Annotated in this window: 13 protein-coding genes and 2 pseudogenes; 3 read left to right on the top strand and 12 right to left on the bottom strand. The window is 56.5% G+C overall.

The window, feature by feature from the left end; genetic code table 11:
- Positions 1-147 precede the first annotated feature (147 nt).
- Positions 148-600, top strand: a complete 453-nt coding sequence (locus tag XM38_RS04830) for a DUF3531 family protein (protein WP_080806276.1) — start codon at positions 148-150, stop codon at positions 598-600.
- On the opposite strand, the gene XM38_RS04835 is transcribed toward XM38_RS04830, so the two are convergent.
- From XM38_RS04835 to pilM, 6 genes are all read right to left on the bottom strand, one after another.
- Complete coding sequence (locus XM38_RS04835) at positions 597-2,324, bottom strand: ABC transporter ATP-binding protein (protein ID WP_080806277.1); 1,728 nt, start codon at positions 2,322-2,324, stop codon at positions 597-599. The genes XM38_RS04830 and XM38_RS04835 overlap by 4 nt on opposite strands.
- A complete protein-coding gene (locus XM38_RS04840) occupies positions 2,321-3,574 on the bottom strand; it encodes a lipid-A-disaccharide synthase-related protein (RefSeq protein WP_080806279.1) in 1,254 nt (417 codons plus the stop codon). The genes XM38_RS04835 and XM38_RS04840 overlap by 4 nt, the downstream gene beginning before the upstream one ends.
- A 341-nt stretch (positions 3,575-3,915) precedes the next feature.
- Positions 3,916-6,105: an AMIN domain-containing protein gene (locus XM38_RS04845; RefSeq protein WP_080806280.1), complete on the bottom strand. Its 2,190-nt coding sequence runs from the start codon at positions 6,103-6,105 to the stop codon at positions 3,916-3,918.
- Positions 6,106-6,176: 71 nt separating this feature from the next.
- Positions 6,177-7,091, bottom strand: coding sequence for a hypothetical protein (locus XM38_RS04850; RefSeq protein ID WP_080806282.1), 915 nt, complete (start codon positions 7,089-7,091; stop codon positions 6,177-6,179).
- The gene (locus tag XM38_RS04855; RefSeq protein ID WP_080806284.1) at positions 7,088-7,852 is read right to left on the bottom strand and encodes a PilN domain-containing protein; all 765 of its coding nucleotides are present in this window, start codon (positions 7,850-7,852) and stop codon (positions 7,088-7,090) included. The genes XM38_RS04850 and XM38_RS04855 overlap by 4 nt, the downstream gene beginning before the upstream one ends.
- 3 nt (positions 7,853-7,855) lie before the next feature.
- Positions 7,856-8,956, bottom strand: a complete 1,101-nt coding sequence (gene pilM / locus XM38_RS04860; protein WP_088429236.1) for a type IV pilus assembly protein PilM — start codon at positions 8,954-8,956, stop codon at positions 7,856-7,858.
- Positions 8,957-10,036: 1,080 nt separating this feature from the next.
- Between pilM and XM38_RS04865 the strand changes: the two are divergent.
- Positions 10,037-11,321: pseudogene (locus XM38_RS04865) on the top strand (ABC transporter substrate-binding protein).
- Between the two features lie 18 nt (positions 11,322-11,339).
- Here XM38_RS04865 and XM38_RS04870 read toward each other — a convergent pair.
- From XM38_RS04870 to XM38_RS04890, 5 genes and pseudogenes are all read right to left on the bottom strand, one after another.
- Positions 11,340-12,687, bottom strand: a pseudogene (locus XM38_RS04870) (bifunctional folylpolyglutamate synthase/dihydrofolate synthase).
- 35 nt (positions 12,688-12,722) lie between these two features.
- Positions 12,723-13,061, bottom strand: coding sequence for a P-II family nitrogen regulator (locus tag XM38_RS04875; RefSeq protein ID WP_080806285.1), 339 nt, complete (start codon positions 13,059-13,061; stop codon positions 12,723-12,725).
- Positions 13,062-13,205: 144 nt separating this feature from the next.
- Positions 13,206-13,841: a hypothetical protein gene (locus XM38_RS04880; protein ID WP_137455010.1), complete on the bottom strand. Its 636-nt coding sequence runs from the start codon at positions 13,839-13,841 to the stop codon at positions 13,206-13,208.
- A gap of 152 nt (positions 13,842-13,993) precedes the next feature.
- The gene (locus XM38_RS04885) at positions 13,994-14,866 is read right to left on the bottom strand and encodes an aldose epimerase family protein (RefSeq protein WP_088429238.1); all 873 of its coding nucleotides are present in this window, start codon (positions 14,864-14,866) and stop codon (positions 13,994-13,996) included.
- A 71-nt stretch (positions 14,867-14,937) separates the two neighbouring features.
- Entirely contained in the window at positions 14,938-17,307 is a 2,370-nt protein-coding gene (locus tag XM38_RS04890; protein ID WP_088429240.1) for a CapA family protein, read from the bottom strand.
- 691 nt (positions 17,308-17,998) lie between these two features.
- On the opposite strand from XM38_RS04890, the gene argF reads away from it, so the two are divergent.
- Positions 17,999-18,922: an ornithine carbamoyltransferase gene (gene argF / locus XM38_RS04895; protein WP_080806446.1), complete on the top strand. Its 924-nt coding sequence runs from the start codon at positions 17,999-18,001 to the stop codon at positions 18,920-18,922.
- Between the two features lie 120 nt (positions 18,923-19,042).
- Here argF and XM38_RS04900 read toward each other — a convergent pair whose 3' ends face one another.
- Positions 19,043-19,948 (bottom strand): ABC transporter substrate-binding protein, encoded by a 906-nt coding sequence (locus XM38_RS04900; RefSeq protein ID WP_080806291.1) that lies wholly within the window; start codon positions 19,946-19,948, stop codon positions 19,043-19,045.
- Between the last annotated feature and the right edge of the window lie 5 nt (positions 19,949-19,953).

Genomic DNA, 19,953 nt, shown 5'->3' on the forward strand with positions numbered 1-19,953 from the left:
GTTCCGTGATGGCCACTGCCTTAGGTTTGATGGTGGCTATGGGGTAGCTAGTTAGGGTGAGGGCGCTGACCGGCCCATCTTCTTGCTTAAAGCTGCCTGATCCAACTTATTGTTTGTATACCATGGCTAGCATGGCTCAGGGATCCTATGCAGGTTGAGTTTCGCGAGTGTGACTTTTTTAGTCTCTGGATTTGGTTGCGGTTTGAGACGGCTCCATCGTTGCTGGAGCAGCAATATATTGATGAGATTTTTGACTCTTGGTATTTCTTGGGAAAGCTGGGGGGATTCAATGCCGAGAACCTGCAGGTGCAGGAAACGGGGCTGGAGATCAGCTACATGACCTACGACGACAGTAGCGCTGAGGATAGCTTTCTCTCGGTGATGCACAATATGGCCGAGGTGGAATATAACGGGGTCTGGGCCCGCTGTTGGTTTGATCTGGGGACCAGTGATGCGATCGCACTGGATGTGTTGCTTAATGCCCTACGACAGTTCAGCCGGGAATATGTGGCTATTGAGCAGGTCTACATCGGCGGTGAAAATCCAGACTGGCCGATACCCCAGAGTAGCCGCCCCGACTTCATTGCCGGAGAAGCCTAGGCCGCAAACTGTTGGGCATAGAAGCTGGCATAGCGCCCGCCCCGGGCCAGCAGCTCGTCATGGCTACCGGCTTCTACGATGGTGCCCTGCTCTAAAAACAAAATCCGATCGGCCTGGCGCACGGTGCTGAGGCGATGGGCAATGATCAACACGGTGCGATTTTCCATGGCCCGTTCCAGGGCCTCTTGCACCAGTGCTTCTGACTCAGAATCGAGGGCACTGGTGGCTTCATCCAGGATCAAAATGCGGGGATTGTAGTAAAGGGCCCGGGCAATGGCCACCCGTTGCCGCTGACCTCCCGAGAGGGTCATGCCCCGCTCCCCGGTCCAGGTGTGATATCCCTGGGAAAAGCGATTGATGAAGTCGTGGGCGTTGGCCACCCGGGCGGCGGCCTCGACAGCAGCAAAGTCGATGTCTGCCTGGCCATAGGCAATGTTTTGGGCGATGGTGCCGGAGAATAGGGCCACATCCTGGGGCACGATGCCAATCTGATGGCGCAGGCTATCGAGGGTGACGGTGCGAATATCGATGCCATCCACTAGGACTCGCCCCTGCTGGGGATCATAGAAGCGCAGCACCAGGTTCACCAGGGTGCTCTTGCCAGCCCCCGATGGCCCCACCAGGGCAATCACATCGCCGGGATAGATGCGCAGGCTCATCTGATGCAATACCGGCTGCCCTGGTTCGTAGGCAAACCCAACCTGGTCGAATTCAATTTTGCCGGTGATCGCAGCTAAGGGCTTGGCATCGGGGTCTTCCGGCAGGGAGGGGGTGAGTCGCATCAGATCGAAAATACGCTCCAGGGAGGCTTCGGTCTGCTTGAATTCGTTGTAATGCTGGGTAACCAGATCGATGGGATGGAGTAACAATGCGATCGCAGTCAGGTAGCTGACGAAGGCTTGGGAGGTAAGGTTGCCCAGGGAAATTTGCCATCCCGCCAGCAAGATCAGCAGAATGATGCTGATGGCCTCGAGGAATCCCACCACCGGGTATTGGACCGCCTTCAGTCGCTCAGCTCGGTAGCGGGCCGCCCGATTTTGTTCGGCCACTTGGTTAAACCGTCTGACTTCATAAGGCTGGGCGGCAAAGGCCTGTACCACCCGCATGTTGCTGAGAACCTCCGTCAGCAGGGAAGACAGGTTCGAGATCTGCTGCTGACTGCGCCGCGATAACAGCAGAATATGCTGACCGAAGCGACCGATCAACCAGGCCATCAACGGCGCCAGCACAAAACTGGCTAGGGTTAAGGGCCAGTTGAGATAGAGCATGTAGAGGGGAATGGCGATGAGTTGCAGCAGAGACGAGATGAACTGCTGCGACATCTTGTGCACCACTTCACCAATACGATCCATATCCTCGGTGAGACGATAGGTTAAATCTCCGGTTTGGGATTGCTCGAAGTAATCGAGGCCGAGGCGATGCAGGTGGCCATAGACAGCCTGCCGTAGATCCAGCACTACCTGCAGAGAGGCCCCAATCATGTAGATATTCTCGCCATATTGAAAGCCTCCCCGCACCAGAAACACTAGCGTTGCTAAGCCCAACCAATAGGCGACGCTCTCCACATTTCCCTGCCCCACAAATAGAGACACTTGGCCAGCTAAATAGGGTAACAGCAAGGTGGTCAACACATAGCCAAGCATGCAGACGAAGCCAATGGCAAAGGGCCGCCAATGGGGTCGAATGAACGGCAGTAACTGCCAGTAACCAGAGCGTCGCGTCATGCTGTTGTGATGGGGTTATCTTCGGTATGGACCTGGATATCGTTGTCGGGGATGGGGACTCCTAGATGGAACAGGATGTGTTTAGCAATGCGTAGGGAACCACCAGCCGGTCCTAGTCGGGCGCGGCCATTGTCGACACAAGCGGCCAGATAGGCCTGATCTCGCAGGGTATCTGCCACCCGCTGGGCAGCTAGCCGTAGAGTGGTCTCGGTGGCTGGTTCAGTGCCAATGGTCTGAGCCGATATCCCCAACAGGCGAGTCTGAGCTTCGGCAAAGGCATAGGTAAACTGAGGACCTGGGCCGGGAATCTGAATCACTGGCTTACCAATAGCAACGGCTTGATCCACCGCCAGTCCAGCCATGCCGATTACCAGGGTAGTCTGAGTGATGATGTCGTTAAAGGCATCGTCGTAGCAACGAACTTGGGCCAGGGGCCGCTCCCCCGGGGCGGGTTCATAGTAGCTGAGCACATCCTGGTGCTGTTGCCACCCTTCTGCCGCCGCAATAGCCGGCAGTTCCCGCATCAGCCTCGGCACCAAGGCGGCTCGGAAGTCGACTGCCCCTGCCATGACTCGGCCAATCTGCTGCACTAGCCGCAGTTGTAAGCGTAGGTTGTGAGCCGCTTCTGGCAATCGCGATCCTGGTAGTAGAGCAATCATCGGCACCTGCCGTAACTGTAGATCCTTCCCTGTTGCCGTCAGGTAATCTAGGGAGGGAATGCCGCCAAAGTGAACCCGAGGCAACCCCTGGCGGGTTAAATCTTCAGCTGTGTAGGGATCGCGGGTAAAGACCGCCAAACAGCGGGGTGAACTCAACATGCGCCATAGAAACGGATCTAACCGCAGCTTGCCCTCATAAAGACTGGACAGGCAGGAGATAAATGAAATGTAGGGGCGCCCTGACAAATAGGCAAAGGCCTGGCCAATGCCATCGCCAGTGGCATGGACTAAGTCGCAATCGGGGGCATAGCGCAGCACTGCCCGCAACTGCTGTAGTAGCAGACCGACCAGCCCCGCTTGAATATCTCGCAACAGCAGCAGCCGATTCACATAGGTAAATCCCCCCGAGGGCAGGATTTTCGTAGGCCCAATAATCGGCACCCCCAAACGACTATAAGCTGCTCCCTCGCCCACAATCGGCATCGCCCCAATCTCCAGGGAGGGATTCAGCCGTCGCAGCGTACGAATGATATGAGAGGAGTGATTATCTTCACCGTGGCCATTGCTGATGAACAGAATTCGCTGAGGCATGATGAGCCTGTATCCGGATCGCGTATTCGGGCATCAACCCTATCCCAGCCCAGACCTAGGGGGGTACCTAGAAAAAGTGGCCGATCTTGAGCTGAACTCGGCATAGATGCCCAAAGGTTAGTGTATCGCCTGTGGGTCCGCTGCCTTCTTTAGGAACGGGTGGGAATGGGTGGCAATGGCTTTAGATCAAGCTCGACAATGATACTTTAAGTCTGAAGAGTTAGACCCTGTCGCCAATCGATTTGATGAATGAGGACAACTGGCCCGTGTGTTTCGGCATGCAGCCAAAGCGGTCGTCAAACGGAAAGTGTACTAGTTCAAAGGTTGCCTGCAGGGATTCTCTAACGCTGCTGATAGCGATCTAACAACTCTTGAACATCTTCACTGGGTGTGTAGTTGTAGCCAAAGGCCGATTGATCAGAGTCATCTAAGATCTGAGGCGTCAACAGTACAATCAATTCACTACGTTCACTCTCGCGGCGAGTACTACGGAACAGGGCTCCCAATAGGGGTAAATCTCCCAGGATAGGAACTTTAGTCACAGTGGAGCGATCAGATTCCCGGATAATCCCAGACAAGAGCAGAGTCTGCCCGTCGCGAACTCGCACTACCCCAGATTCTAATTGACGCTCCGACAGCAACGTGACAAAGGTGTTGCCACCGGTATTGAAGATTTCAATCGGTGAAGAAATGCTGGGGGCAACGGACAAGGAAACGAAGCCATTGTCATCAATTTTATCGATCTCAATGGACAGCACTAGCCCCGCCTCGGTGGTTTCCGGCTCAAGGACGACGACGCTGTCATCACCAATGGCGACAACACTCTGGGTCACCCGTTCGACCACAGTCTCGGTAAGCGCAACTGTTGCGGTTTGACCTTCTTGAACGATTAATGTCGGATCTGTCAGGATTTTGGCGTTGCCATTTTGAACGGTAGCTGTCAATTGGGCCAAAAATGTACTGGCAATGCTAAACAACCCCCCACCACCAGGACCTACAGGTAGGAACGGTACGGTGCCGGGTACGGTTGTCCTACCGGTGGAGGGACTGTTGGCACCAAAGTTGATCACCCCGATGCCGCCGGTATTGGTCACACTGGTATCGTCTACTGAAAAGGAGAAGCTGGTGCCAAAGGCATCAATGGCATTCAGGTCTATATCAATGACACGGACATTGACGGCCACTTGGCGGCGGCGCAGATCGATGCGAGTCAGTTGTTCGGTAGCGATATTTAAAAGTTGTGGGGAACCGACTAAGGTGAGGGAGTTGGTTCTCAAATCGGCAATAACCTGAAGCCCTCGCAGAATAGGCTGGCTATCTTCATAGTCAATGCGTTGGTTTTCTAACTGTTCGACCACCGTAGTCTCGGTGCTGGTAATGGGCTCAATTCCTTCACCGACTTCGACGGCACTGACACTGGTTACCTGGCGCTCTCGGCTGACTTGGCTTTCTGCCCCTAATGCTACTAGGAAGTTAGCAGCCACATCGGCGTCCACTTGATTGAGGCGGACGGTACGCACCATCAGATTCTGGGCTGAGGGTGGCAGTTCGGGGCCGGCATAAACCGTTCTGCCGACTCGATTCGCCTTGAGGCCACTGACCCGCAAAACGTGGTTAAACACGTCTTGCACAGACTCATTTTCAATGTCTAGAGTGATGCCTGGCCCTTCGCCTGATTCGCTTTCTAGGTCGATAAAGACGACGTTGACGCCAACAGAGCGAGCCAATAAGGAAAGCACTTCCCGGGAGGGCGCATTCCGTAGTACCAATCGGGGAATGCGCTCGTTACTGCCGAGATCGATGGCGTCAAACCTAGGCGTTGCCTCGGCAACGGCAATGTCCCCTACCGGAGGAGCTACGGCTCGAGGCTGAAAGGGAGGAGCTTGTTGCAGTTGGGGTTGCTGGGCTGGGGCACCGTCGATGGTGATTTCGGGGTCGGGGACTAGGATGTCGGGGGTGGCTTCTGTGGGCTGGGGGCCGGGGTCGGCAGACTCTGGAGGTGTTTCACTCGGAGCCTCGGGCGTGTCAGGTTCAGCCTGGGCAACTTGTTGACTGGTTTCCGGGGGGGTATCGCTGGGGACTGTCTGGAGTTCCGACGGCACCTGCGTTGGCGTTTGAGCAACTGCATTGGTATCGACAGAGAAGACCATTGCCTCAGAAGTAGCGGTGTCGATTTCGGCGACTGGCACCCGCGTAGTGCCCTCAATGGTGAGGCGAACGCTGTTGGCGTCTAGGGCGGTGAGGCTGATCGACTCAATGCCAGGAGCAGGGTTGACCTGATTGAAGGCATTGCCATCGGGCAGTTGGAGCTGGGAGCGAATGATGTCAGCCCGCAAGGTATTGCCCTGACTGACGGTGAAGACTTCGGCGTCGTCTCCACCGTTGGTCTGTAGGGCAATGCGCACTCCGTTTTCGGTTTCGGTGAGCTGCACCCCTGTGATGATGGTGGTGGCGGCATGGGCGGGATGGGCTGCTAGGGCGATGAGGGCACCTCCCATCAGCCAACTCTCAAATCCAATCAGGCGTTTCACAGTTCACTCCTTCATCACGTGCAGAATAAGTCAGGGATTAGAAACAAGGACCATAGCGGGGAAAGCTTTCTTTAGCCGCCTTCTGGCGGAGAGTCTCCTGCGGCCGGTTGCTCTCCTTCAGCTGGCTCGGCTGGCGGCGGCGGTGGGGGTTCTGTGGGATCGACTGTGGGCACCAACACTTCTAGGGTGAAGCTAGTATTCAAAGGCCGAGCCAACCCTTTGACATCTTCTTCTGTCAACCCCCCTCCTGGCGGGGCAATATCCTGCCGAAAGTCGCGGAGAATGACTAAGGGTTCTAGGCGTTCGATATTGCGAATCACGGCCTGGGTTTGCTGAAACAGGGCCTGCATCTCCACGGAGACTTGCTGGCGCTCAAACTTGCCGTCGAGTTCTGGCCCTAAGCTGCCATCGTTGACAATCCCTGAAGATGAGGGATCGAAGCTCAAAAGCTTCGACTCATAGGCGGTTTCAAAGGCTCGCCGTCGTTCTGGATCATTGAGGATACGCCCCCGAATGATCGGCACTAGGGGTTCGGGTAGGCCCTGGTTTCGGAGAAATTGCTCGAGCCCAGCCTGGTTAGCGACGACGTTAGAGATATTGGCGTTGCTGTTCTTGATCTGTTGGTTGATATCGATCAGCAGGGTGTCTAGGCTCTGAGGATCGCCGAGTAGGCTATAGATTTCAGCCCGTTGCTGTAGGGCTTGTTGCAGGTTAGCCTGCACTTGCTCGAGTTGCTGGGCGTTGGCCTGTTGCTGGGCTAGCTGTTGCTCTTTTTGCTCGACGGTTGCCTCTAACTCTGACCGCTGACTCTGGAGGGGGCTGACTAGGTAATTGAAGAGTGCTAAGGCACCGACGACGCCCACCACTGCGATCGCAATTCCCTGCACCCTAGGGGTAAGCTCGACCCCGAAGGCCACAGGATAGGCCGGGGCCTCCTCAAAGACTTGGTTATCCTCAGCGGGAATGAAATCTCCAGCGGCAGTCATGGTTGTAGCACTCCAGTTTCTCGCAGGGCTCGAATCCGACTAACCAGGCCGACGGTTCCCTGGTTGGCCAGTTCTTCCACCAGTTGTGAGGCCGGTAATCCGGTCATGTTGGCTTGGATGGTGTAATCCACTAGGAAGGTAAAGCTGCCAGCGGGGGCATTAGGGCAGGTGCCATCTTCCCTCGGTAAGGGTTGATCTTGACGCTGGGAACTCACCAGCTGAACCGTATTGCTGTCTAACAACCGCGATTGTTGCAACACCAAGACAAAGTCATTAATGTCGTCGAAGGAACAGGCCTGTCCCATGAGTTCAATCCCCCCTGCTGCCGGAGGACTCTCTTCTCCCTCTGGGGTTTGGCCAGCGGTTTGGCTCATTTCTGTGATTTGCACCCGGGCGGGGATGCGATCGCGAATATCTTGTAATAGGGCCGACCAGGGCCGAATCTTATTCACCTGGGAGACAATGGCCTGATTTTCGGCCTGTACCAGATCAACTTGGGCCCGAATACTATTGATTTGCTGCAACTGGTTTTGCAAGGCAGCGATTTCCTGATCAAGCTCAGCATCGCGAGCTTCTAACTGGCGAATTTGATGCTGCAATACTGCCCAGTATCCTCCCATCAGAGCAATGGCCGCTAACCCCACCACCAAGCCGATATAGAAGGGGCGACGCTCTCCCGGGGCACCCGCCTGGGCCTGGGGAGGAAGATCAAAGGGACGCTCTTCCCGATCGTTGAGAAAATTAATGTCTAGGCTATACATGACTTACACCTCCCTGATCCCCAGTCCGATCACCGTTGCCAATCCCGGACGCTGAGCCATGGGAATCTCCTCGTCCACATCTAATGAGAGGGCTGCAATCGGGTCAATTTGACTAGCTGGCAAACTCAGGCGCTGGGCAAAGAACTCATCTAACTGACCAATCGAGCCCCCCGGCCCCGCCAGCAACAACTGAGCCACCTCCATGTCTTCTCCCTGATTCAGATAAAAGTCAATGGAGCGGCGCAACTCATCGGCCAGCTCTCCTAAAATCCTTAACATCGCGGCTGTCCCAGGATTGGTTCCCCCCATTTGGGGCGTCCCCATCGTATCCATAGGCGTGGTCGGCACCGTCATGCCCTGCAGCAAATCCGTGTTGCGGGACGGTGGTAAATTCATGGCCCGACTCAAGGCGCTCTGAATCTGATAAGTACCAATGGGCACGGTGCGGGAAAAGTGGGGGATGCCATCCACCACGATGGAAATTTCGGTGCTCTCGAACTCGATATCGACGATGGCCGCTGCCTCTTGAGGGGTGAATTGGCGTAACTGCTCCCGGATGGTTCGAATCAGGGCAAAACTACTGGTTTCCAATACATTTAGCCCTAACCCTGCCTGCTGAAAGGCAGACATATAGGCATCGGTGACCTCTTTGCGGACGGCCACCAGTAGGACTTGCACCTTCTCGATGCCGTCTTCATCCACGAAGAACCCGAGCTTCTGATAGTCCACATCGGCTTCTTCCCGAGGGAATGGCAGATATAGGCTGGCTTCTTGGTTAAGCACCATCTCCCGTAATTCCTGCTCATTCAATTCAGATGGCACCGGAATCACGCGGGTAATAGCCCGTCCAGGGATGGCACTCGTGGCTCGCCGAATCCGCAACTTACTGTCTGCTATCACTGCTTGAATCGCTTCTGCCATGGCAGGAATATCGAGAATTTGCCCTTCTTCGAAGACGCCTTCCGATATCGCAATGGAGCTGAAATTGTCCAATTTCAATCTGGATCCCTGCTTGCGAATGCGGGCCACATTGACTCGCTCTGGCGTTAACTCTACGCCAACGCCAGGTTGTTTTCCAGAGAAGAGAGCTTTTAAGCTATTCACGGTCGTAGGTATTTACCGATAGAACCATCCATGTAGAACCAGCGTATGTCTCACTAGAGAGCACCGACTAGAGAGATGAGGCACCACACAAAATGTGCTAACGCATGGTACACAATTTAGGAGAGAATTACCACTTTTTAGCGCTAGCAACAAACCTTAAAGCCAACGGGCATGAGCTCGGGCATCTCTCAGCACCGCTAACGGGATCTGAATCGCCACTAAAACCATCTCAGATATCTCCTTTGAGATCTGTCTGAGGTTGTTCACAGCCGCAGATTTAGCCCCTTGTCAGCAGCTCACGGCCTAGTATTGGCAATTCGTTGCGAGCACCCTTTTCGCCTATCCCATGGGAGTGGGATCATTCAAATCGCAGCTTACAGATCGCGGCTTAGGTTAGTCTGTCATACGCATCTATCTAGTGAGTCCATTTTGGAATTGTTCTACTACCTGGCTCGCGTCAAACTATTTTGGCTCCGAGTTATCGGATTCACCAGCGATGGTACACATAATTGGGAGAATTGATCACAGTTTTTTGAAAAAAAAGCTAACTTTTTTAGGAATCTCCTAACGGCCTGGTTCTCATCCTCTCGGTGCAGGGCCTGGAAAATTGGCCTGAATAGTGGCTCAAACCCCTGTCATCACAGGGCTTGACAGTTTGATGCAGATCCTTTGCCAGGTTTGCCTGAAATGCCTACCCCGATCGGAGGAGATCAACGTAAATCAGAAAGACTTGGGGCTAGTATGCGATCGCAACAGGTGACTAACCGACCATGGGGCCACGATTAATACCAATTCCCGACACTGTCGTTACCGATCCCGCTGTCACCCTGCGGCACCTCCTCTTGCCTTTAGCGGCGCCTGGCCGAAGGACTCAGGGGAGGTTGGAGAAGTCTAATGTGTACGCATGTCCTGTCTGAGTTGGGGCCAGGAGCCAGTCGTCAGGAGCCAGAATTCTGTTGTCGCCTACCTCTTGGCTTCTGACTCCTGCATGCTGATTGAGCCAGAGATCCCGGTGCACCTCTGGCTGGTTCAACTTTTGCTATAGGCTTATAAAGCATAGATGCTTGGCCCCTGATTGCGATGATGCTGCGATTTTGGAAACGATTTTTCCTGTTCCTTCTGTGTGGTCTATGGCTCAGTTGGCTCGGCAGCTGTAGCGGTGGCTCTGTGGATCAGACCGCGGCCAAGGGGCCAGGAGGTCGAGTTCTGGACCATGCAGTTGCAACCTCAGTTCACTGAATACTTTAATGATCTGATTGCTCAGTTTGAAGCAGACCATCCTGACATCACGGTGCGATGGGTGGATGTGCCCTGGGCCGATATGCAGAGCAAGATTCTGACGGCGGTGTCCGCTGGTACCGCCCCAGATGTGGTGAATCTAAATCCAGATTTTGCCTCGCAGTTGGCGAGTAAAAACGCCTGGTTGCCTCTGGATGAGCGGATTCCCGAGGCAGCGAAGCAGCGATATTTGCCGCAGATCTGGCAAGCCAGCACGCTGCAGGGCGATAGCTTTGGCATTCCCTGGTACCTGACGGCACGGGTGACGCTTTACAATCAAGAGCTGTTTCGCCAGGCAGGGATAGAGAAAGCCCCTGAGACCTATGGGGAGCTGGCGACGGTTGCCAAGCAGATGAAGGAAAATACAGGTAAATATGCCTTCTTTATTTCCTTTGTGCCCGACGATGCCGCCGATGTGCTCCAGTCTTTTGTGCAGATGGGAGTTCCCCTTGTCGATGAGTCGGGGCGCGCGGCCTTTGACACGCCGGCTGGGGAAGCGGTGTTTCAGTATTGGACAGATCTCTATCGGCAAGAACTGCTGCCGCGGGAGGTATTGACCCAGGGCCATCGCCGTGCTGTAGAACTCTACCAAGCCGGAGAAACGGCGATTCTGGCGGCTGGGGCTGAGTTTCTTAGCACCATTGAGAAAAATGCGCCGTCTATTGCCGAGGCCACGGCCAGTGCTCCTCAGATTACCGGGGAGACGGGTAAGAAGAATGTGGCGGTGATGAATCTGATCATTCCCCGCGCTACGGAGGTGCCCGAGGCGGCCCTGGAGTTTGCCCTGTTTGTCACCAATGATGCCAATCAACTGGCCTTTGCCAAGGCGGCCAATGTGTTGCCATCGACGGTGGATGCCTTGCAGGATGCCTATTTTACGCAGGTGCCACCGGATGCCTCGTCGGTGGATGTGGCTCGCTCTGTCAGTGCCGCCCAGATGGCGGATGCGGAGGTGTTGATCCCGGCTATGGAAGATGTGAAGGAGTTACAGCAGATCATCTACGACAACCTGCAGGCGGCCATGTTGGGCCAGAAACCAGTGGCTGAGGCGGTGAGTGATGCCGCCAGTCAGTGGAATGCTCGTTAGGCCTATGGCTGGCAGCAGTCATTGGGAAGTGAGGCGCTGATGGTGGCGGCTAAAGAAATCACCAATTAGATAGAGGGAGCCGCAGAGCACCCTCAGAGGGGTGGGGTTGGCGGTGATGGCTCTCAGTCCCTGGTCTAGATCTGGGTGAATTTCACAGGTGTCTAGCTGGGGGCAAGTGGTCTGTGCGATCGCACCTAGCCCTGCCGGAGCCGCGTAGGTATGGCCGGGCCACGGGCACCAGGTGGAGATGATCCCCTGGCCGCAGCAAGGCCTGGAAGATATCGCGATGATCTTTGGTAACCAACATGCCCATCAGCCAACCGACCGGGGCCAACTCCAGGCTATCCACATAGGCCCGCAGCGCCATCGCTGCCGCCGGATTATGGGCCCCATCCACCAACAGGGGCCACCCTTGGCCGCGATCGTCCTGCCAGGTGAGCCACTGCAGCCGTCCAGGCCAACGGGCTTGGGCCAGGCCAGTGGTCATGGCTGCCTCGGCAATGGCCCATCCTTGGGCCTGTAGGCAGCGCAGGGTTGCGATCGCAAGAGCAGAATTGATCAGTTGATGCGGCCCTGGAAAGGGAAGACGATAGCGCCAGGGAGACGGGATAAACTCCTCCTCCCCTTGGCCAACAGCCCCGTCATGGTGACCCGCAACCGCTGCCCACCCCTGGCCTAAATCCCGAGCCGGGGCTGGCCATATGGCTGGACAGTCCAACTCTGCTAACCGAGCCGCTACCACCGCCTTGGCGTCCGCTGGCAGGGGACCAATCACCGCTGGGCAACCCGGCTTGAGAATGCCAGCCTTTTCCCGGGCGATGTCGGCCAGAGTCGGCCCTAGCCGCTGCCAGTGCTCCCGACTCAAAGACGTAATCACCGTCACCAGGGGATGCTCGCAGACATTGGTGGCATCCAGGCGTCCCCCTAGCCCCACCTCCACTACGGCGACATCCACCGCCTGCTGGGCAAAGTATAGCCAGGCTGCCGCCGTTAGTACCTCAAACTGAGTCGGCATTTCCTGACTAGGGGGAATAACGGCCTCGACTTGGGCCAAAACCGCACTCAGATCCGCCGCGGCAATGGGACGTTCATTAATACACAGGCGTTCGCGCCAACTGACTAAGTGGGGCGACGTATAGCGGCCAACCCGATAGCCAGCCTGGGTGAGCACCGAGGAGAGATAGGCGCAGACGGACCCCTTACCATTGCTGCCGGCCACATGTACGAGCGGCACCTGCTTTTCGGGATGCCCCAGCCGGGCTAATAGCTGCTCGATTCGGGCTAACCCTAGATTGACGCCGAACCGCTCAAACTGGGCTAGTCGCCGGGCGATTTCCGCCTCCTCCCCAGCCTCTACCGGAGGAATCCCTGAGGCACGGCAGCCTGGGTCTACCACCAGCGTTAGATGGCTTCCATGTTCTTCTCGCCGGTGCGGATACGAATAATCTGATCCACAGGAGCCACAAAAATCTTGCCATCGCCGATTTCCCCGGTGCGAGCCGCGGCAATGATCTTATCGACCACCATATCCACCTGGCTGTCCTCGACCACGATTTCGATCTTGAGTTTCTGCAGGAACTCTACCGTGTATTCAGAGCCCCGATACCGCTCGGTTTGGCCTTTTTGACGCCCGAACCCACGCACCTCAGACACCGTCATGCCAACGATGCCCGCATTCACTAGCGCAATTTTGACCTCATCTAGCTTGAAGGGGCGGATGATCGCTTCGATTTTTTTCATGACTCCGTATATGTCTCCGTTGCTTAGTCGTGCCGCAGCATCAGGTTTACCGAGGCCCCCAGGGGGAATGCTGTGTTAACCGCTACGCTTCTTGATCCTGCCATGGGAAGGGGCGGATGCCCCACTCTATACCATGGGTCAGGATTATTCGGTCGGGCCCGTGGTGTTGAGCAGCGGCTTCATAATCAAAAAGCCGGCCCCAAAGGCGCTGACCACGATCAGGAGGATGGTGGTCGCTAGCCACAACCCACTGAGATCCCGAGAGTTTTGAGTGGGGGTAGGCTGAGTCTGGTGAGGAGAGTCCGATTGATGGCTGAACAAATTGCCAGCAGCAGGCCATGACTTCACCGGTTTCAACCACGCCGCCACTAACTCAGCAGTGCCTGACTCATGAGTCGTATCGGCATCCGCGTCCGCCGACTTGGACTCTGGAGATCTAGTCGCCCTCAGCTGGCTCCCCTCTGGGGCCGTAGCCTGGGGAGCAGGGACTGGCGGTGTCTGCGGGGGGGGCTGGGGAGACTGGCTGGGACCGGCTAAGTAGCGTAGCTGGTCGGTCGCCTGCAGGAATCGATGAATCTCTTGGCGGAGTTGATGATTTTGGCGCATTACCTGCTGATTTTGGGCGGTCAAAGCCTCTACCTTGGCTTTGGTTGCCTGCAGCTCGGTGGCCAGCTGGCGATAGACCGAAATCGGCACCGAGGGAGCATACCCTGCCGCCGTCGGCGCGTCTGCATCAGCGGCCAGGGAGGAAAACGAATCCGAATAAAGAGGCGAAGTCATACAGGTCGTTTCAAATTGACGACTACCGAAGTCGGAACTACAGGCCAAGGGTAGTTCAAATTAGAGCAATCGACACATCTTTAGTCAAGAAATTTGCTGAAATTGACAGTAACGTCCCTGATTGGCCATTGTCAGGGATAGCCCCCGTTAGATTACGGTGATGCTGCCACTGCCAGGGCCACGGTGGCCTCGTGGGTAGCCCCAGGCGCTAAGGTGATAATTCGATCACCGGTATTGAGGGCATTGCGCAGGGCAGTCCAGGGCTCCAGGCAGTAATACGGCTTCCCCTGCACCGTCCAGAACACCAGGGCGGAGTAGGTATCGCTCCAGGTCAGAGTCAGGGCGCGATGGCTGTGGTGGTCGACGACGGTGGCCGTCTGGGCCGACAGAGGGGTCAGGGCCACGTCGATTTCTGGCTGACTCAGATCGAAGTGACCCGCAAAAGGCTCTACCGCTTGGGTGAGCTGATCGTGCAGCTGCTGGGCCGGTAGGTCGAAGCGGAGTTGAGTTTTGTCTGCTGCGTGGAAGTAGGGATGCAACCCCAGGGAAAAGGGCATGGGGCGATCCGAGGCATTGATCACCCGCTGGTCTAGGGTGAGGGTGTGCCCCTGCAGCCGGTAGGTCAATTCCAAGCGAAAGTCGAAGGGATAGAGCGCCCGGGTGTGGTCGTTACTGGTCAGCGCTAGGGTGAGGGCAGCGCTATCGCGCACAGATTGCTCTAAAACCTGCCAGGGTAAGTCTCGAGCAAAGCCGTGTTGCTTCAAGGAATAGGCTTGTCCCTCCAGGGTGTAGGTATGGTCTGGCAGGTTGCCGCAAATGGGAAACAGAATGGGAATGCCCCCCCGTACCGACAGCTCTGGGTTGGCGAAGCGCTCGGCGTCGAAGTAGAGGATATCTTGGTCGTTGATCTGCCAGTGGGTAATCAGGCCCCCCCGTTGCGGTACCACCGTCACCTTGGCATCGGCGTCGGTGTCAGACAGGAGGTAGGTGGGATATTGCTCGGCCTTAACTGCGATCGCAAACACAGGTCTCTCCCGATCAGGCTGTCTAGACCGTACCACAGCCCCTGGCTATACCAGGGTAGTCGGCAATGCTGTCAGGGACTGTCCTGGGGGTGGGAAGATGGGGAAGATGGCTCTGGGGAAATGGCCGCCTCCATGGCCGCCTCCATGGATGGCTCATCGTCGCCTAGGGCCACCTCTGGATTGACCGTCTCGGCCATGGTGTCGGCGGTGTCAGCGGTATCTGCCAATGGCGTCGCTGACGCCACTGATGCCGCTTCCGGCTGGGCGGGGGAGTCAGCGGTTGCCTCCAGCTGGGCCGGGAGCGTGCCAGCCATCCCTGGCGGTGAGGCCTGGCCCAGGGGGCCTACCAAGGGCTCACCATAGGGCTCAATCGCCTCCGGCACAACTGCTTCCGGCTGAGCACCGGCGTCCCCTGCCGGAGGCACCGGCACCCTCGGCTCCGGCGCCAGACCAGCGTCTCCTGGCACCGGCGCAAACTCTAGCTGTTCTGGGGCAGCCTTTGGTCCCCAGTCTTTGAGGGTGTCATCCATCGTCTCTGGCCAATCCAGCGGCGGCAGCTCAGGCTCGGGGCGCTCCAGCTTGGTGGGCGCTGCCCCGGGCTGTGACGAGGGTGGTGGGGCCGTGAAGGAGTCCCCGGCTGGGTCTGAATCTTCCGGCGTCAAGGGCGCTCCAGCAGGAGCAGCAGGAGATGGCGTCTGCACCGGCAAGACCATGTGCGATCGCAGCGGCTGTTCAAACTCCTGAGAGGCCTGCTCGATGGCATTCCAGATATCCCTAGCTGCTTTTCCAGTAGCCTGCCGTGGTTGCCCCGCGTGGACTGTAATCGGCACCACCTCCACCTTCATTTGCCGTGGCCGCAGAGACACCTTTAAGGCCGCCGTATCATGATCAGGCTGGGCGCCATCCTCGAAAATAAAATCCCCCAAGGAATAGACAATCGGGCGGCCTTTATAGACTTCTGCCCCCTGTAACTGACTCGGGTGATGACCCACCACCACATCTGCCCCCTGATCAATGGCCAGCCGGGCCAGATTTGTCTGCCAATGGGCCGGATTGTCCGCCAGCTCTGCCTGCCAGCGATAGTTAACCACGATCCAATCAACGCTGTCTCGCAGGGCCCGAATATCCTCGGCAATGTCAGGCAACTCCAAATGGTTGACTCCGGCTACAGACTGAGCTGCTGCCTGCGTCGCCGTTTGGGTATAGCTCAAGTAGGCAATGCGTTGCCCCTTCACCTCTAAAATCTCTGGGCGCCGGGCTTCCCGTTCCGTGCGTCCTGCCCCCACTCGATAGAGGCCCTGCCGATCCAACGTCGTTAGGGTCTCTGCCAGCCCCTGTTCTCCAAACCCCATGATGTCCTCATGGGTAAGATTGACAATATCGATCCCCGCTTGCTCCAATAAATGGGCCGCGTCAGACCGTTGCCGTTGATGCAACTCTTCTTGCAATGAGGTGTCCGCATTGGCCAGAGAATCGCCCAAGTTGACCATCGCCACATCTGCCCGCTGGTAATCACTGAGCTGGGCCAACCAGGGCTGCTCCGGCGTGATTTGGGCGTAGGGCACCTGCTCGAAAGACACATCGCCACCAAACAGCAGCGTAATCGTGGGGTCTCCTGGATTACCACTCTGGCGATGGGGGATCACTGCCACCGGTTCTAAGGCGGCTTGTACTGTGTTAGGGTGGGTAGCCTCAGCTTCCTCCGGAGTCGTCTCATAGGTCACGGGCACCGCCTCCGGCCAGTCCATCTGCTCTGGAGTCGGCTCCGCCGCCTGCCGGGACTGGGGCACCCGCGGCAAACTGGGACCAGTGTTGGCCAAAATGACCTCCGTCAGGCACCCCAACACAAAGGCCGCCACTGCTGAGCCCGACAACAGCACCGTGCGAAAGGCTTTCAGCTGTTGATCACCCCAAACAAAGGGGCGAGATCGTTGTCGAGAGCGCCGCCGGGATCGCTGCGCTTGAGCCAGCTGGGGCGGCAACGCCTGAGGATTAGCAAAGGCCATCGAGGCCTGATGCCGCTGCTGCTTCAACGCCGGAGTCACAATCCGCACCGATCTAGCCCACACGACCTGGGCCTGCCCCAAGGGCCGCACCAGCAGATAAATCCCCTCAATGCGATCGGAGTTGAGTTGCCAAATCCGGTGGCAAATGTAGCGAGTCAGGGGCTCAAATAGGGGCGGCCGTCGATATTCCACCAAAATGCGCAAACGCCCCGGTCGATCGGCCTGCACCTGGGCATAGAGGTCCTGGTCCACCAAGCCTAGGTTAAGCCACAGGGCTAAGGCTCGAAAACTCCCTGACGCCGCCGCCTCTTTAACATCTGAAGCCGTAACATCTGAGGCAGTCGATGCATGGCCATTCTCCTGAGAGTCATCAACCTGAGCGTTATCAGCGCCTTCGCTATCGTAGGCAGCAATATCCTGTGTCGCGTAGACCATGAGCGTTTCCTACTGGCCGACTGAAGTTGTGCAATGCTTAGTGGCGATCACCCTACCTGAATCAAGCTAACCCCTCTCCTGGCATCCATTGACCGCTGGCTAAAGCCAACCTTAGTAAAGACACCTACCCTGTCCTCAACCCCCCGATACACCTATTGCCGAGGAAGGCATAGCGCGGATAGTCGCCTAGGGAACCCGCTGGTGGCATCACCCCTTGACTAGAGAAAAACGAGGGTTGGCCAATCCCAGCTGTGGCTGCGGCAAGGTTAAGACCTCAATCCGACCGTTCAACTGTCCGCTTAGAGAACCGGTGAGATTATTGGGCAGTAAAAGCATTCATGACTTTAACAAAGATGATTTGCTTGTCAATAGGTTTTTAACAAAAAACATGCCTTCATTGGCCTCGATGTACAGCATTTCCTTTCGGGGTGAGGTATAGCCTATCCCTTGACATCAAGGGATTCATGACCATCCTTGTACCTCGCTAGATTCAGAAACGCTGTAAGCCAGAGGCAGCCACAGTTAGCCAGAGAAAAATTATGGCAGGATGGCGTGTGAAACAGGGTAGACGAGTAGATGGGTAGATGGGCTTGCCCTGAGCGGAGGGCGGAAGACACCAGCCAGCTGAAGCAGGCAGGTGCCGGAAAAATCTGGTAGGGTTTTAGTCTTGCAAGACATTATCAGGATGGCCATGCAATCGCTGCAAGGACGGGATTTTCTGAGTCTGGCTGATCTGAGTAGTGCTGAGTTGATCGGCATGCTAGATTTGGCCACGGCCATGAAGCAGGGGCAATCCCCAGCCGCGACGTCCTTTAAGACTCTAGGACTGCTGTTCCATAAGGCCTCTACCCGCACCCGAGTCAGTTTTTCCGCAGCTATTGGACAATTGAGGGGTCAGGTACTCGATCTCAATACCAGTGTCACCCAGGTTAGCCGCGGCGAGCCGACCCGCGATACCGCCCGGGTGCTGTCTCGCTACCTAGATATCATTGCTATTCGCACCTATGCTCAGGCGGAATTGGAAGAGTTTGCCCGTTACGCTGAGATTCCAGTCATCAATGCCCTCACCGATTGGGAGCATCCTTGCCAGATTTTGGCTGACCTGTTGACGGTCAGGGAAACCTTCGGTCAGCTATCAGGGCTCACGTTGGCTTATCTCGGCGATGGTAACAATGTGGCTCACTCGTTGCTATTGGGCTGTGCCCTGGCTGGGATGACTATTCGAGTGGCGACTCCTGCTGGCTATGCCCCAGATGCGGTGATTGTGCAGCAGGCCCAAACCTTGGGGAGCGATCGCACCCAGGTCGTGATCACTGATGATCCTCAAGCGGCGGTGACAGGAGCCCATGTCCTCTACACCGATGTCTGGGCCAGCATGGGCCAGGAAGCCCAGGCCGATAGCCGCATTCCCACCTTTCAACCCTACCAAGTCAACCAGATCCTGGTGGCCCAGGCTAATCCTGACGCCATCATCCTCCATTGCCTGCCGGCCCACCGGGGTGAGGAGATTACCGATGAGGTGATGGAAGGCCCCCAATCACGGATCTGGGATCAGGCCGAAAATCGCCTACATGCCCAAAAAGCATTACTGGCCAGCCTGTTGGGCTTAAGTTAGGAGACCGGTTGAAATTGATAGGTCTGGATGCCCCCAAGGGTACCGGCTTGATATTTGACGATCTAAACTCATAGTCCACACCTTAAAAGCCTTGGCGAGGGTTGATGTTGAGAGACTCGGTTACAACTGCGACAGTTTACGACAGGTCGCTTCGATGCTAGCGATGCTCCCTGGGTTCACTAAGCCAAAGTAGTCGAAGCGATAGACGGCATCGGTTTGGGTGGCTTTCAATTGGCTCCAGAAGGCATCGCCTTGCAGTTGCTCCAGTAAGTTATCGCCGGTTTCTACGATCAGTAGCGCCTCAGGATTTGCCGCTAACACTGTTTCTGCCGAGAGGGTAATGTATCCCTCGAAGGGGCTTTCTCCTTGGTAGTCGGCGGTTACATTGGCAATGTTAAATTGGGCCAAGAAATCCCCGGCCCAGCTGTCTTGATTGGGAGATAACAGGGGCTGGCGACTCACTAGCACTAGGGCCGTGGGGGCTGTGGCGGGTGCTTGGGCTAGGCAAGCATCGTAGCGGGCTAGGAGAGGCTGCGGGTCGCGGCCGATACGCTGGGCCAGGTCTTGCGTTAGTCTCTTGAGGCTGGCCCAACTGTTGACCTCTGCTGTCAGTGTCTCGATGTCCATTGCCTGTAGGCGCTCTAGGGTCTTGTCGTGAAAGCCCTTGGCACCGATGACCAAGTCTGGTTGCAGGGCCACGATCTTCTCTAAATCTGGCTCAGTCCGGCCTTCACTGACGGTGGCTAGGTCTGCGAAACGGTCATCTTCTCGCAGGATACGGCTGCCTGGGATTCCCACTAGTGTGTCGTCATCCAGGGTATGGATGATATCGGCGGTGAGGGCGGTGAGGGCGACGATCTGGGTAGCCGTTGCAGCCGTGGCTGTCGTCGGCTCCGTCTCTCCCGCTGCTGTTGTCTCGGCTCCATTGTCTGGGATTTCTGAGACAGGAGTGGGGGGGGTGGCACAAGCTGCGATCGCACCGAGCATCGCGACCAGCAGTAATCGTCTCAACCAGTGTGTATCCATAACGA

Origin of the sequence: Halomicronema hongdechloris C2206 (assembly GCF_002075285.3) — a bacterium.
GTDB lineage: Bacteria > Cyanobacteriota > Cyanobacteriia > Phormidesmidales > Phormidesmidaceae > Halomicronema_B > Halomicronema_B hongdechloris.

Excerpts from the sequence above, each read along its gene's own strand:
- XM38_RS04835 (WP_080806277.1), bottom strand. The coding sequence starts at position 2,324 with ATGACGCGACGCTCTGGTTACTGGCAGTTACTGCCGTTCATTCGACCC.
- XM38_RS04855 (WP_080806284.1), bottom strand. The coding sequence starts at position 7,852 with ATGTATAGCCTAGACATTAATTTTCTCAACGATCGGGAAGAGCGTCCC.
- XM38_RS04830 (WP_080806276.1), top strand. The coding sequence starts at position 148 with ATGCAGGTTGAGTTTCGCGAGTGTGACTTTTTTAGTCTCTGGATTTGG.
- XM38_RS04880 (WP_137455010.1), bottom strand. The coding sequence starts at position 13,841 with ATGACTTCGCCTCTTTATTCGGATTCGTTTTCCTCCCTGGCCGCTGAT.
- XM38_RS04850 (WP_080806282.1), bottom strand. The coding sequence starts at position 7,091 with ATGACTGCCGCTGGAGATTTCATTCCCGCTGAGGATAACCAAGTCTTT.
- XM38_RS04875 (WP_080806285.1), bottom strand. The coding sequence starts at position 13,061 with ATGAAAAAAATCGAAGCGATCATCCGCCCCTTCAAGCTAGATGAGGTC.
- argF (WP_080806446.1), top strand. The coding sequence starts at position 17,999 with ATGCAATCGCTGCAAGGACGGGATTTTCTGAGTCTGGCTGATCTGAGT.
- XM38_RS04900 (WP_080806291.1), bottom strand. The coding sequence starts at position 19,948 with ATGGATACACACTGGTTGAGACGATTACTGCTGGTCGCGATGCTCGGT.
- XM38_RS04840 (WP_080806279.1), bottom strand. The coding sequence starts at position 3,574 with ATGCCTCAGCGAATTCTGTTCATCAGCAATGGCCACGGTGAAGATAAT.
- XM38_RS04890 (WP_088429240.1), bottom strand. The coding sequence starts at position 17,307 with ATGGTCTACGCGACACAGGATATTGCTGCCTACGATAGCGAAGGCGCT.